This window comes from Nonomuraea zeae (assembly GCF_005889725.1).
GTDB lineage: Bacteria > Actinomycetota > Actinomycetes > Streptosporangiales > Streptosporangiaceae > Nonomuraea > Nonomuraea zeae.
On sequence record NZ_VCKX01000065.1, the window covers coordinates 1 to 13,387 of the forward strand.

General features: G+C 71.5%; 11 protein-coding genes. 6 read left to right on the top strand and 5 right to left on the bottom strand.

All coding sequences use genetic code 11. From position 1 onward, the window contains the following. On the top strand, window positions 1-554 hold a 554-nt coding region (locus ETD85_RS21760; RefSeq protein WP_138691600.1), incomplete at its 5' end, for a C40 family peptidase. A gap of 503 nt (window positions 555-1,057) precedes the next feature. Here the strand turns inward: ETD85_RS21760 and serA are convergent. Next, window positions 1,058-2,647: a phosphoglycerate dehydrogenase gene (serA, locus tag ETD85_RS21765; protein ID WP_138691601.1), complete on the bottom strand. Its 1,590-nt coding sequence runs from the start codon at window positions 2,645-2,647 to the stop codon at window positions 1,058-1,060. Between the two features lie 241 nt (window positions 2,648-2,888). Between serA and ETD85_RS21770 the strand changes: the two genes are divergently transcribed. Together ETD85_RS21770 and ETD85_RS21775 are read left to right on the top strand one after the other, a co-directional pair. After that, entirely contained in the window at window positions 2,889-3,743 is an 855-nt protein-coding gene (locus ETD85_RS21770) for a hypothetical protein (RefSeq protein ID WP_138691602.1), read from the top strand. A gap of 71 nt (window positions 3,744-3,814) precedes the next feature. Then, window positions 3,815-5,176 carry an MFS transporter gene (locus ETD85_RS21775; protein WP_138691603.1) on the top strand — a complete coding sequence of 454 codons (1,362 nt, stop codon included), beginning with the start codon at window positions 3,815-3,817 and terminating at the stop codon, window positions 5,174-5,176. On the opposite strand, the gene ETD85_RS21780 is transcribed toward ETD85_RS21775, so the two are convergent. From ETD85_RS21780 to ETD85_RS21790, 3 genes are read right to left on the bottom strand one after another with little or no spacing between them, the layout of a single operon-like run. Then, window positions 5,136-7,727: an FtsX-like permease family protein gene (locus ETD85_RS21780; protein ID WP_138691604.1), complete on the bottom strand. Its 2,592-nt coding sequence runs from the start codon at window positions 7,725-7,727 to the stop codon at window positions 5,136-5,138. The two genes, ETD85_RS21775 and ETD85_RS21780, sit on opposite strands and share 41 nt — an antisense overlap. Beyond that, entirely contained in the window at window positions 7,724-8,404 is a 681-nt protein-coding gene (locus tag ETD85_RS21785; RefSeq protein ID WP_138691605.1) for an ABC transporter ATP-binding protein, read from the bottom strand. The genes ETD85_RS21780 and ETD85_RS21785 overlap by 4 nt, the downstream gene beginning before the upstream one ends. After that, the gene (locus ETD85_RS21790; protein WP_138691606.1) at window positions 8,401-8,925 is read right to left on the bottom strand and encodes a PadR family transcriptional regulator; all 525 of its coding nucleotides are present in this window, start codon (window positions 8,923-8,925) and stop codon (window positions 8,401-8,403) included. The genes ETD85_RS21785 and ETD85_RS21790 overlap by 4 nt, the downstream gene beginning before the upstream one ends. A gap of 88 nt (window positions 8,926-9,013) precedes the next feature. On the opposite strand from ETD85_RS21790, the gene ETD85_RS21795 reads away from it, so the two are divergent. The 3 genes from ETD85_RS21795 to ETD85_RS21805 all read left to right on the top strand — a co-directional run bounded on the left by ETD85_RS21795 (window position 9,014) and on the right by ETD85_RS21805 (window position 12,204). Then, entirely contained in the window at window positions 9,014-9,565 is a 552-nt protein-coding gene (locus tag ETD85_RS21795) for a DUF1707 and FHA domain-containing protein (protein WP_138691607.1), read from the top strand. Window positions 9,566-9,670: 105 nt separating this feature from the next. After that, complete coding sequence (gene dacB / locus ETD85_RS21800; protein WP_138691608.1) at window positions 9,671-11,215, top strand: D-alanyl-D-alanine carboxypeptidase/D-alanyl-D-alanine endopeptidase; 1,545 nt, start codon at window positions 9,671-9,673, stop codon at window positions 11,213-11,215. Window positions 11,216-11,403: 188 nt separating this feature from the next. Beyond that, window positions 11,404-12,204, top strand: a complete 801-nt coding sequence (locus ETD85_RS21805; RefSeq protein ID WP_206058448.1) for a CAP domain-containing protein — start codon at window positions 11,404-11,406, stop codon at window positions 12,202-12,204. 240 nt (window positions 12,205-12,444) lie between these two features. Here ETD85_RS21805 and ETD85_RS21810 read toward each other — a convergent pair whose 3' ends face one another. Further along, window positions 12,445-13,341, bottom strand: coding sequence for a cysteine peptidase family C39 domain-containing protein (locus tag ETD85_RS21810; protein ID WP_138691609.1), 897 nt, complete (start codon window positions 13,339-13,341; stop codon window positions 12,445-12,447). Window positions 13,342-13,387 lie beyond the last annotated feature (46 nt).

The window sequence follows — 13,387 nt, forward strand, 5'->3', positions numbered from 1 at the left end:
GTCCCGCCCCCCAGCAGGCCCCCCAGAAGAACAGTCCGGCCCCCCAGCAGAACGAGTCGTCGGACATCACCCTGACCGGCGCCGACATCAAACGCATCCAGGCGCAGAACACCCCCAAGCCCGCCTGGAAGATCGCTCTCTCATTCGCCATGACCAAGCGCGGGATCCCGTACGTCTGGGGCGGCACGAGCGATCGAGGATATGACTGCTCCGGACTCATGCTCAGGGCCTACGAGAAGGCGGGCATCGAACTCCCGCGTACGGCCAGAGAGCAGTACGGCGCGTTCTCCAAGAAGATCACCTGGGACAACCTCAAGCCCGGCGATCTCGTTTTCTTCAGCAACCTGGGACATGTCGGGATGATCTCCCGCCCCGGTTACATGGTGCACGCGCCGCACACCGGCGACGTGGTCAAGGAAGAGCAGCTCTCCGACTGGCGCAGAACCGCCTTCGTGGGCGCCGTCCGACCGGATCGCAAGGGCGTCCGGCAGTGGACGAAGCTCAAGGAGCAGCGCGACACTCCGGCGCCGGCCACGCTGGCCGCCACTCTGTAAAAAACTACCTGGCGTGGGCGGCCCGGCGCGGGGCCGCCCACGTCAGGTAGGCGCTAACGACCCGAGCTCTGCGGTGCGCCGCCGTTGTCCCTGCGGTCGAGTGCGGTCTGGAGGGCCTCCGCGGCCTCGTCCTCGTGCTCTTCCGCACGGTTCCAGGCATACATCTCGTACATGTGATCTCATCTCATTTCGCGGGCGCGTTCCAACGGAAGAAGTCGGACCCCGGTCGCGAATCCGAACCGGGCCTGATCTCGTGGTCCGGGTCACGGACCGGACGAAAGGGACTTACAGGCCGACGCAACGCCGCTCACCGCGGCGAGTCGTCGACCTGCCCTAACAGGCCCCGCCGCGGCAGGTAATAAGTACGAGAACCTGGCGCATCCTCAGCAACGTTACCTCAGCAATCTCGTTGGATGTCCTAGTATCTCGCATGCTGAGACAACACAAAGGGCCGCCACCCGGGACGATCCGGGTGGCGGCCCTTTGTGCGGAGCCGGGCTGGGTCAGACCTCCAGGTCCACCGTGCGGCCGCTCTCGCCGCCGATCTCGGCCACGATCTGGTCGACCACGTCGGCCGGGATCGCGGAGTCGACGGTCAGCGCGATGAGCGCCTTGCCACCCTTGACGTCCCGGGCGACCTGCATCGAGGCGATGTTGATGCCGTGCTCGCCGAGCAGGCGGCCGACGACGCCGACGATGCCGGGGCGGTCGGTGTAGGTGAAGAAGCACAGGTGGGCCGTCGGCTCGATCTCCATCTCGTAGCCGTTGACCTCGACGATCTTCGTGATCTGGCGCGGCCCGGAGAGCGTGCCGGAGACCGAGACCTGGCGGCCGTCGGCGAGCACGCCGCGCACGGTCACCACATTGCGCCAGTCGGGGCTGTCGGCGCTGGTGACCAGCTCGACGGTGATGCCGCGGTCCTTGGCCAGCAGCGGGGCGTTGACGTAGGTGACCTGCTCCTCGATCACGTCGGCGAACACGCCCTTGAGCGCGGCCAGCTCGATCACCCGCACGTCCTGGGAGGCGATCTCGCCGCGGACCTCGACGTCGAGCTTGGTGGCGACCTCGCCGGCCAGCGCCGTGAACACCCGGCCCAGCTTCTCGGCCAGCGGCAGGCCCGGCTTGACGTCCTCGGCCACCGCGCCGCCCTGGACGTTGACGGCGTCCGGCACGAACTCGCCCGCGAGCGCCAGCTTCACGCTGCGCGCGACCTGGGTGCCGGCCTTCTCCTGGGCCTCGTGCGTGGAGGCGCCCAGGTGCGGCGTGGCGACGACCTGGTCGAGCTCGAACAGCGGGCTGTCGGTGCAGGGCTCCTTGGCGAACACGTCGAGGCCCGCTCCGGCGACCCGGCCCTCCTTGATCGCCGAGTAGAGGGCGCCCTCGTCGACGATGCCGCCGCGGGCCACGTTGATGATCCGCACCGACGGCTTGACCTCGTGCAGCTCCTTGTCACCGATGAGCCCGAGCGTCTCCTTGGACTTGGGCAGGTGGACGGTGATGAAGTCGGCCTGCTTGAGCACCTCTTCGAGGCTGAGCAGCTTGACGCCCATCTGCGCGGCGCGGGCCGGCGGCAGGTAGGGGTCGTAGGCGATCAGCTCGACGCCGAACGGCTGGAGCCGCTGGGCCACGAGCTGGCCGATCTTGCCGAGACCGAGGATGCCGACGACCTTCTCGTCCAGCTCGACACCGGTGTACTTCGAGCGCTTCCACTCGCCGTTCTTCAGCGCGGTGTGGGCCTGGGCCGTGTTGCGCGCGCTGGCCAGGATGAGGGCGATGGTCTGCTCGGCGGCGCTGGTGATGTTGGAGGTCGGGGCGTTGACCACCATGACACCGGCCTTGGTGGCGGCCTCGACGTCGACGTTGTCGAGACCGACGCCGGCGCGGGCGACCACGCGCAGCTTGGGCGCGGCGGCGATGGCCTCGGCGTCGACCTGCGTGGCGGAGCGGACGATCAGCGCGTCCACGTCGGCGAGGGCCGGCAGCAGCTGGGAACGGTCGGCGCCGTCGGTGTGGCGGACCTCGAAATCGGCTCCGAGCACGGCGAGGCCGGCCTCGGACAGCTCCTCTGCGACCAGAACGACGGGCTTGTTCACTGGTGTGGATCCTTCGCGACATGCGGCGGGCTTCGGGGGACACGTCCACGGATCCCCCGACGGTCCCACAGAGTGTATCCGGCGCTTGTGAACGCGTTCACGAGAGACCCACGATGTGAGACGGGTCGGCTGTACCCAGCGGAGCAAAAACTCATCCACACTGCGCACATCTTTGTCTTGATCGGGAGATTTATTCGCCATTAGCCTGATAAGCCGTGGCCGACTACCTATGGTTCGCTATATGAGCATCGGGAATCCTGCGCTTGCCGACGTGCTCGCCCAGCATGGCACCCCCCATCGCCTGCTGAGCGCTCTCGCCGACGGTGGAATCCTGGTGGCAGTGCGACCAGATCGTTCGGTCGTCCTAGGGACGACCCAAGCCGGGGACCGAGTCCTGCTCGGTTACACCGGTCCTGCTACCTATGCCAGGCACCGCGGCAGTCATTCCCTATCGGCGTGCGACGCCGACACCATCCTGGACATCCAGCGCGTCACCGGCGTGCGGGAGATCGTGATCGACGCGGCCGGACCAGCCGCTGCGGCCGTGCCGATCGACGATCTTCAGCGCTTCCTCACGTCGACGCGCACGGGGCCGCATCCCGTCCTCTCCGGGGCGGTGCCGGCCGCTTACGCGACGGGCGCGATGGCCACCGTGTCACGCGGTGCCGCGCTGGCCCAGGTGGCGCCACCCAGCCCGCAGGCCCCGACGCTGCCGTGGGTGCCCGCGCCCAGGCCGCATCTGTCGGGTCCGATGCAGCAGGTGGACCCGGGCTACCGGCGGTGCGCGCACCCGATCCTGCCCGCGCTGCGGCAGGCCATCTCGTACCTGCTGATGGACTTCCCGCTCGTGCACCACGTCTGGATCTCCGAGGCCCGCACGGCGTCGGGGGCTCCGGGGATCATGCTGCACGTGAAGGTGCACATGTCCGCGGCCGAAGACGTCGTACGCGACCTGCACCGCCTGGTACGCGCCCGCCTGCCGCAGTTCGCGGCCTCCGGGGCGCCGATCCTCATGGCCAGGGTGGCGGACGCGCGCAGCGAGCGCCGGATGATCGAGATCGGCGCGCACGTCGTGTGCGCCGACGTCTCCGAGTGAGGTAGCGGCAGCGGCGGGGCCCGGGAAACTGGGCCCTACCGAACAAGCTCTCGCTCGGCTTCAATGAGGGCATGATCGCACCGGCGCTGAGCACGCCCACGGTCCCCCGGGGTGTGCGCCTCGGCTATGGCGTCGGCTCCTTCTGCACGGCCACGGTCAACGCCGTGCCCGGCCTGCTCCTGCTGTACTACATGACCAACTTCCTGGCGGTGCCCGCGTGGCTGGCCGGGGTGGTGGTGACCGCGCCCAAGGCGTGGGACCTGATCATCAACCCGCTGGTCGGCCGCTGGTCGGACCGGACCAGGTCGCGCATGGGCCCGCGGCGGCCCTGGCTGCTGGCCGGCGCCTGCACGCTGCCGATCGCGTTCTTCCTGGTGTTCGCGGGGCCGCCGCTGACGGGCGTCCCGGCCGCGCTGTACGTGGGGGCCTGCTTCATGGCGACCGCGACGGCGTACGCGCTGTTCGAGGTGCCGTACAAGGCGATGCCCGGCGAGATGACGCACGACTACCACGAGCGCACCTCGCTGCTGCAGTGGCGGATGATCTTCATCGGCGCGGCCACCGCGATCAGCGGCGTGCTCGCCCCCGCCATCGTCACCAGCCAGGGCGAGGACGGCACGCTGGGCAGCTACCGGCTGATGGCGGTCACGATCGCGGTCATCCTGCTGGCCTCGATGCTCGGCTCGTTCTTCGGCACCGCCCGCGCCCCCATGACCGGCGCGCCCGAGCCCGACCGCGGCGGGTGGCGCGAGCAGTTCGCCGCGATCAAGGGGAACTCGCCGTTCATCTGGATCACGGCGCTGGCCTGCACGCAGATGCTCGCCGTGAGCATGATGCTGGCCGCGGCGCCCTATTTCGCCGCCTACACCATCGGCACGCCCGCGGCCACGCAGACGCTGTTCGCGGCGCTGGTGGGCCCGATGCTGCTGACGATGCCGCTGTGGGTGCGGCTGTCCAGGCGCTTCGACAAGCGCGGGGCGATGATCCTGGCCGCGCTGCTGTTCGGCGGCGGCACGGCGGCGGCCGTGGCCACCCCGCTGTTCGGGGCCGTCTACGCCCACCTGACGATCCTGGTGGTCGGCGTCGGCATCGCGGGGGTGCAGCTGCTGCTGTTCTCGATGCTCGCGGACGTGATCGCCGCGGACGCGGCGCGGACGGGCAAGCGGCGGGCGGGCGTGCTGACCGGGCTGTGGACGGCGATCGAGAGCGGGGTCAGCTCGTTCGGCGCGCTGATCTTCGGGGTGATCCTGTCGCTGGGCGGCTTCATCGAGTCGGAGCCGAGCACCCCGGTCCAGCAGCCGGACAGCGCGGTGACCGCGGTCCTCATCGGACAGACCGCGGTCCCCGCAGTGATCATCTTCGTGTCGGTGCTGATGACGCTGAAGTACCGCCTCACGCCACCCGACGGGCCAGCACCGGACGCGTCCTCGTGACCAGCCCGGCCAGCAGGGCGGCCAGCAGCGGCAGGCCGAGCACCACCCCGGCCAGGAACAGCCACGGGATGGAGATCGTGACGGGCCCGGGAGCCCCGACGATCCCCTCCAGGGTCCCGTAGAACTCCCGCGTCAGCGGATAGCTCAGCGCGAGGCCGCTGACCGCGCCGCCGGCCAGCCCCACGAGCGCGCCCAGGAGCGCGATGTAGCCGGCCTGGGCGGCCACCACGAGCCTGCGGGTCCGTGACGGCCCCCCGACGGCCGAGAGGGTGTCGAGGTCCTGGCGCATGTCGGCCGCGGCCAGCCCGGTGGCCGCGAACGTGCCGCCGAGCACCACGACGAGCGCGGCCCCGAGCAACACCAGGAGCGTGTTGAGCAGGCCGTCGTCGGGGCCCTCCACCGTGTCGAGGAAGGCGATGCCGCTCACCGCCCTGAGGTCGCGGCCCAGGCGGTCCAGGCTGTCCAGGTCGGCGGGGATCCCCGTGGTGTAGACGGCGCGCTCGGCCACGTCGAGCCCGGCCGCCCGCACGGCCGAGGCCGGGATCAGCGCGCCGGTCTGCGTGGGCTCGGCGCCGCTCGACACCACGGCCGGCACCTTGAACACCTTGGCCGGTTTGGTCGCCCCGGCGTCCTGGTCCCTGGCGTCCAGCTCGATCATGCCGTCCCGCACGACCTCGGGGTTGAAGGCCACGGCCTTGCCCGCGGCCAGCGCCGCGGCGGCCTGCGGATCGTGCCGTCTCTGGAGGAAGGTGAGCAGCCGCTCGTCACCGATCGGCAGCGACATGAACAGGTAGCCGGGCGGCACGCAGCGCTCGCGGCAGCTTCTGTGATCCCAGGCCGGTCTCAGCGCCAGGCCCCTGCCCCGTGCGTCCATCGCCTCCTGTCCCGGGGTCAGGGCGGCCGCTGGAAGTCTCCGTCCGACCTCCGCGCGCAACCTGGCCCAGCCCTGGTCGTCGAGGCCGCGGCCGCTGATCGCCAGGGTCCCCGTGGGCGCAACGGCGTCGCGCTTCGCCTCTCGCTTCGCGTACGAGCTGCTGACGCCGATGCCGACGGTGACCGCCACCATGGTGGCCGCCATGACGGCCGCGGCGGCCGAGGCCGTACGGACGCGGTGGCGGGAGGCGTCGCGGACGGACAGGCGCACCGGGAGCGGCAGCCGCCCGGCCAGCCGCTCCGAGGCCTGGACCAGCCACGGCATCAGTGCGACCAGCCCCAGCACGAGCAGCAGGGCGGAGGATGCGACGGACACCTGGCCGCGCCGCAGCGCGACATAGGTCGCGCCGAGCCCGAGCAGCACCAGCGCGAACCCCAGCACCGGGCGGCCGGCGCGCTTGTGCGCGTCCGTGCTCGCCCGACCGGCCAGCACCTGGGCGGGGCGCTGCCGGGCGGCCTGGATCGCGGGCACGATCGCCGCCGTCAGGCCGCTGACCACGCCCAGCGCGGCCACGCCGAGCACCGGCGGCCACGGCACCTCCACGGGACCGTGCGTCCAGTCCAGCGAGCGGGCCAGGAGAGCTTCGCCCAGCGCGCCCGCGCCGATCCCCAGCGCGGCGCCGAGCAGGGCCGCCGCGCCGCCGAGCACGAGCCCGTCCGCCAGCACGATCGTCCCGAGCTGCCGGCCGGAAGCACCCTGGGCGGCGAGCACGGCGAGCTCCCTGCGCCTGCGCCGCAGCCCGACGGCGAAGGCGGGGCCCGCCAGCAGGACGGTCTCCATGACGGCGAGGACGACCATGATGCCGAGCGAGGTCAGTTCGCGCAGGTTCGACGGCGTGTCCGCCCGGGCGAGCTCGGACCGCGTCGCGTTCTCCGTCACGTGGCGGGAGCTGACGGCCAGGCCCACCCGGTTCAGCCGCCGGATCTCCGCCCGGTCGACCGGATCCGGGGTCTGGACCAGCCAGCCGCTGCTGTCGCCGTCGTTCTGGTGCGACAGCACGCCCTCCGGCAGGCCGGCCAGCTCCGGGAGCCCCGGCCGGTTCGGGTTCTCGATGACGCCGACCACCAGGACCGGGCGGTCCCTGCGCGTCACCTTGATCGTGCCGCCTATCCGCGCGCCGCGGTCGAGCATCGCCCGGGACACCGCGGCCTCCCCGGGGGCGGCGGCGTACCGGCCGGCCACCAGCGGGCGCATCCCTCTGGTCATCGGGTCGCGCAGGTCCACTTCGAGCACCTCCGTCCGGTCGTAGACGTCGGTGACGCGGACCTCCACGGCGTTGTTCTGCCAGCGCAGGAAGCGGCCCTTGATCAGGGTGCCGAGCTCGGCGACCGTCCACTGCCGGCCCGTGCCGTCGCCGGGGGACGGCCCGAACGACTGGCCGCTGTAGTCCTGCTCGACCGGGGCCCGGGACGGAGCCGTGATCAGGCGCGCGTCCGCCGAGCCCAGCAGCGAGGGCAGCTTCTCCTGCGGGTTGACGCTCGTGGTGGCGGCGCCGGTGAGCAGCGCCGTGATGGCCAGGACGGGCAGGCCGATCAGCACCATGACCAGCGCGCTGCGCCCCTTCGAGCGCCAGGCGTCCCTGCGGGAGATCCGCAGCGCGGCGCGGAACGCGCTCATCGGGAGCTCTCCAGCCGCACCGCGTTCGACTCCACGATCAGGCCGTCACGCAGGTAGACCACCCGGTCGGCCCAGGCCGCGTACCGGGGCTCGTGGGTGACGAGCAGCACCGCCGCGCCCTCGTCGCAGCGGGCGCGCAGTAACTGCAGGATCTCGTCGCCGGTGGCGGTGTCGAGCGCGCCGGTCGGCTCGTCGGCCAGCACGAGCCGGCGCTCCCCGACCAGCGCCCTGGCGATGGCCACCCGCTGGCGCTGCCCGCCCGACAGCTCCTCGGGGTAGCGGTCCGCGACGTCCTCCGCCCCCACCTCGGCGAGCACGGCCAGCGCCTCCCGCCTGGCCTGACCGGTCCTGACGCCGTCCAGCTCCCTGGGCAGCATCACGTTCTCGGCCGCCGTCAGCGACGGGATCAGGTTGAGGTCCTGGAAGACGTATCCGACGCTGCCGCGTCTGAGGCCGGCCAGGTCCTTCACGCGCGCGAGGTCCTCACCCTCGATCGTCACGCTGCCCGACGTGGGCCTGTCGAGGCCGCCGGCCAGGTTGAGCAGGGTGGACTTGCCCGACCCCGACGGGCCCATGACCGCGACCAGCTCCCCCGCCGAGACCTCCAGGCTGACGCCCCTCAGCGCGTGCACCTGGCCGTGCTCGCGGGTGACCTCTTGCAAACTCACCACAGTCATGCCTTCTTCTCCTTGGAAGCGTCCTTGGACACGGCCTCGCAATGATCGAGCCAGCGCTGCTCGGCCTCGGCCTTGAAGATGGACGAGTCGATGACGAGCCGCTGCGCGAGCCCGTCGGCCGCGGCCCGCTTGGCCCTGGTGAGCTCCTGCAGGGCGCGCATGGTGGCCTCGCGCTGGGTCTGGATGACCGCGGCCACGTCGACGTCCGCGCCGGCCACGGCCATCGCGATCTTGATGGCCAGCTCGTCCCGAGGCCGGTCGTTCTGGGCGACGGGGGTGCTGAACCATCGCTCCAGCTCCTCGCGACCGGCCTCGGTGATCGTGTAGACCGCCCTGCCCTGCTCGTCGGCGCCGCCGGGGGCAACCAGGCCGTCGCGTTCGAGCCGGGAGAGCGTCGTGTAGACCTGGCCGATGTTGAGCGGCCAGGTCGCCCCCGTCGACGCCTCGAATTCCACCCGCAAGTGGTAGCCGTACCGCGGCCCGCCGTTCAGGAGGGCGAGCAGTCCGTGTCTGATCGACATGGATACTGAGTATGCATACTGAGTATGCTTATCGCAACTGATCCGCGTATTCTGGACACGGACCGAGGTTCAGGCCGATACTCGCTACATGAGCTCCACACATCCGCCCTCTCGCGCCTCGGATGGGGAACGCGACCGTGCGATCGACGAGCTCAGAGATCGCGCCGTGGAGGGCCGGATCTCCCACGACACGTTCGTCGGCCGGGTGGACCAGGCGCTGCGGGCCCGCAACCGCTACGAGCTCGACGAGCTGGTCGCCGACCTGCCGCGACGGCCGACGTTCCGGCAGCGGCTGACCGACGCGGTGTCGTCGGCGTCGGAGTTCACCATCAGGCTGCGCTCGGCGTGGCGGCGGCCCCGGCTGCCCCGGCTCGCGCTGCCGGACGACGACCGGTTGCGTTACGTGGTGGGCAGAGGGTCGGCGTGCGACCTCGTGCTGTCCGACCTGACGGTCTCCCGGGTGCACGCCGAGCTGCGCCGCGAGGGCGACGGCGACTGGCTGCTGGTCGATCTGGGCTCGCTCAACGGCACCAGGCTCAACGGCTGGCGGCTGGTGGGCCCGGCCAAGGTCCGCTCCGGTGACGAGATCTCGTTCGGCGACTGCGGCTTCCTGCTGAGCTCGGGCCAGCCGTCCCTCTGAGGACCGCATCGCCCCTCAGTCGCCCATAAATACGGATATTTGCGGATTACAGGCTGACTGCGCTGATTCATGCTCACATGCGATCCCCCAGTCTTTGGAGACCCCATGCGGCGCACCTCAGCCTCCCTCGTCGCGGGCGCGCTCGTCGCGGCCCTCGCGTGGGCGTCCAGCCCTTCCTCACCGGCCGTCGCGCTCGATCCCTCCGCGGGCGTGGCCGACCTGACCCAGGACATCAACCAGATCCTCAGCGACTCCCGGCTCACGATCGCCAGGGCGGGCGTCGTGGTCAAGAGCGCCACGACCGGCGAGGAGCTGTACGCCACCGACGCCGGCAAGCTCCTGACCCCGGCGTCCAACACCAAGCTGTTCACCTCCGCCGCGGCCGTGGAGACCCTCGGCCTCGACTACCGCTTCCCCACCACCGTGCTGAGCGGCGGCCGCAAGGTCGGCTCCGTGCTGACCGGCGACCTGGTGCTGCGCGGCACCGGTGACCCGACCATGCTGGCCGAGGACTACGACACGCTGGCCGCCGAGGTCGCCAAGGCGGGCATCAAGGTCGTCACGGGCAAGCTGGTGGCCGACGACACCTGGTTCGACGCGCAGCGGCTCGGCAACGACTGGTCGTGGGACGACGAGACCGCCTACTACGCCGCGCCGATCTCCGCGCTGACCGCCTCGCCCGACCGGGACTACGACGCCGGCTCGGTGATCGTCGAGGTGGCGGCCGACGGGGACGCGGTCAAGGTGTCCACCACGCCGGAGACCGACTACCTGAAGATCGTCAACAAGGCCACCGTGGGCGCCGAGACCGACGTGCTCATCGAGCGGCAGCACGGCACGCGTACGGTCGTGATCACCGGCACGGTGGCGGACCCGTACCAGGAGTGGGTGGCCGTGGACGACCCCACGGCGTACGTGTCGGCGCTGTTCCGCAAGTCGCTGGCCAAGCACGGCGTCAAGGTGCTCGGCCCGACCACGGCGGGGACGGCGCCGTCCGGCGCGAAGACGCTGGCCGAGCACCAGTCGATGACGCTGGGCGAGCTGCTGGTGCCGTTCATGAAGCTGAGCAACAACATCCACGCCGAGATCCTCACCAAGGCCATGGGCCGCAAGGCCGCGAACCAGGGCACCTGGTCGGCCGGGCTCAAGGTCAGCACCGACTTCGCCAAGGCCAACGGGGTGCAGCTGATCAACATGCGCGACGGCTCCGGGCTCTCGCGCCGCGACGGCTTCTCGCCCAGCTCGATCGTGCAGCTCCTGACGGCCGTGCGCGGCAAGCCGTGGTTCACCACCTGGTACGAGTCCCTGCCCATCGCCGGCAACGCCGAGCGGTTCGTGGGCGGCACCCTGCGCAGCCGGATGCGCAACACCCCCGCCGCGAACAACGTGCACGCCAAGACGGGCTCCCTGACCGGCGTCACCGCGCTGTCCGGCTACGTCACGAGCGCCGAGGGCGAGCCGCTGATCTTCTCGATCATGCTGAACCAGTACCTGTCGGGCTCGCCGAAGGACATCGAAGACAAGATCGCCGTCCGCCTCGCGCAGTTCTCCCGTACGACGGCGACCGCCGGGTCCGCCCAGCTGCGCGCCACGGACGAGAGCGCGTCGGGCGACCTCGAGTGCTCGTGGCTCAAGCCCGTTCAGTGCTAGCGGCTCGCTGAGACCTCAGCGGCCCCCTGACGCCCAGGGGGCCGTTGTGGTTTACGGCGATCGCGACGAGCCTCATCACGATTAGGCCACTTGGAGCTCCAGGTTACGGGTGCAATTTCCGTACATAGCCCATCCAAGGGGGCCAGAATGCGGGTTCGACGCACTGTCGAGCTTCACCGGAGGACGAGATGCGCGGACAGCTCCAGGCATTGATCTGCCTAGGAAGCCTGGCGGCATTGAGCTTCCCCGCGCCCGCCGCGCAGGCGGCCGGGCAGCAGGCCGCCTCCACTTCGACAGCCGCGAAGCAGGCGTGCCGCGTGGTCGCGGTCAAGCCGTTCGTCTCCAAGGGCACGGTGCGAGGCACGGCCGCCAGGACCGGCTGCGCGGACCAGGCCCGGCTCCGGGTGCGCATCAAGGTCGCCGTCTCCGGGCCCGACCGCGTCGTCAAGAGCGGCTCGAAGGTCATCGGCAACGGCCGGATAACCGCGAACGTACGCTGCACCGCCACCCCCCGCCGCTACTACGTGGTCGCGCTCGACTCCCAGGGCAGGACCGACCAGTCCAGGTCGGTCAGGCTGTCGTGCGGCCGGCCCGCCTCGAACGGGGGCTTCGCCTCGGCCGCCGAGACGGCCGTCGTCAAGCTGACCAACGAGGCCAGGGCCGGGAACGGCTGCCGCCCCCTCGTCCACGACGCCAAGCTGCACCTGGCCGCCGAGCGCCACTCGGCGGACATGGCGGCCAACAACTACTTCGACCACGACTCGCGCGACGGCCGCTCGTTCGACCAGCGCATCAAGGCGGCGGGGTTCGCCTTCCGCCTGGCCGGCGAGAACATCGCCAAGGGCCAGCCCACCGCCGCCGCCGTGGTCAGGGACTGGCTGGACAGCCCCGGCCACCGCGCGAACATCATGAACTGCTCGTTCACCCACATCGGCGTCGGACATGCCGCCAAGGGACCCACCTGGACCCAGGACTTCGCCACCCATTAGAGATCCTTCGCCGCCCATCAGAGCCAGGGAGCGTCGGGCTTTCACCGGCCACACCCCGAGCCGGTTTCCCACCGCACGCCCACGCGCTCCCCTCCGGGCGGGCCCGGCCGCGCCTCCCCCCGCACACAGGACCGCGGCCGGGCCCGCACTTCCCACCCGTTCGACGGCGCTCATCCCCCGGCTGAACGGCCTAGCTGAACGGCGCTCATCCCCCGGCTGAACGGCCCGGCTGAACGGCGCTCACCGCAGCAGCGCGGGCAGCCGCCGGTAGGCCGGAGCCAGCCGGCGCAGCCCCGCCGCCACGGCCCGGTCGTCGCCCGTCACGAGCGGGTGCTGCAGCCCGCCGAGCTCGCGGGCCTGCCCCGCGAGAACGGCCGCCGCCTCCGCCAGGCCGAGCGAATCCAGGCACCCGGCCGCGTCGGCCAGCCGCCGGGCGCCCACGCGCACCCCGAAGTGCGTGAGCAGGCCCCTGACGCCCTCGTCGAGCCCCTGCTCCACCAGCTCGGCCAGCCGCAGCGCCGCGTCCGCGCCGCCCAGCGTCCCCGGCGGCACCGGCAGGTCGTCCCGCCCCTCCAGCCAGCGCGCGGCCGCGGGCAGCGCGGCACGCAGCGCCTCCGGCACGGACGTCTCCCGCACCCGCGCGAACCCGCCGCGCAGCGCGTACGGCGTCGTCAGGTACGCCACCGCCTCGCCCCGCCAGGCGGCCAGGAACTCCCCGGTGGACAGCGTGGCGTAGGGATGGCCGTGCGGATCGTGCAGGACCACGGTGTCGCCCTCCACCGCCAGCACCACGACGTAGTGGTCTCCCCCGCCACCCGGCGCGTACGGCAGCAGCGCCATGTCCAGCGGCCCGGCCATCGCGGGACCGGCGGCCCGCAGCCGGGCCAGCGCCTCGGCCTCGGTGCCGCCGTGGCTGCGCTCGCAGGTCCAGCCGAGCAGTTCGAGCGCCGTGTCGACGCCCAGCTCGGGATCCCAGCCGTACGGATCGAAGAAGGGGGTGCGGCCGCCCAGGAGCTGCATCCCGAACGGCGACCCGGTCAGCGTCTCGATCACCCCGACCGGCGGCGCGGCCCGGCCGAGCATCATGGCCAGGGAGTTGGCGTAACAGTAGGGCCCGGAGCCCAGATAGGTGTGCATGCCGGCCATTCAAGGCCCTGACACGATGTCAGGCGCAACCCGGCCG

Excerpts from the sequence above, each read along its gene's own strand:
- ETD85_RS21770 (WP_138691602.1), top strand. The coding sequence starts at position 2,889 with ATGAGCATCGGGAATCCTGCGCTTGCCGACGTGCTCGCCCAGCATGGC.
- ETD85_RS21775 (WP_138691603.1), top strand. The coding sequence starts at position 3,815 with ATGATCGCACCGGCGCTGAGCACGCCCACGGTCCCCCGGGGTGTGCGC.
- ETD85_RS21780 (WP_138691604.1), bottom strand. The coding sequence starts at position 7,727 with ATGAGCGCGTTCCGCGCCGCGCTGCGGATCTCCCGCAGGGACGCCTGG.
- ETD85_RS21785 (WP_138691605.1), bottom strand. The coding sequence starts at position 8,404 with ATGACTGTGGTGAGTTTGCAAGAGGTCACCCGCGAGCACGGCCAGGTG.
- ETD85_RS21790 (WP_138691606.1), bottom strand. The coding sequence starts at position 8,925 with ATGTCGATCAGACACGGACTGCTCGCCCTCCTGAACGGCGGGCCGCGG.
- ETD85_RS21795 (WP_138691607.1), top strand. The coding sequence starts at position 9,014 with ATGAGCTCCACACATCCGCCCTCTCGCGCCTCGGATGGGGAACGCGAC.
- dacB (WP_138691608.1), top strand. The coding sequence starts at position 9,671 with ATGCGGCGCACCTCAGCCTCCCTCGTCGCGGGCGCGCTCGTCGCGGCC.
- ETD85_RS21805 (WP_206058448.1), top strand. The coding sequence starts at position 11,404 with ATGCGCGGACAGCTCCAGGCATTGATCTGCCTAGGAAGCCTGGCGGCA.
- ETD85_RS21810 (WP_138691609.1), bottom strand. The coding sequence starts at position 13,341 with ATGCACACCTATCTGGGCTCCGGGCCCTACTGTTACGCCAACTCCCTG.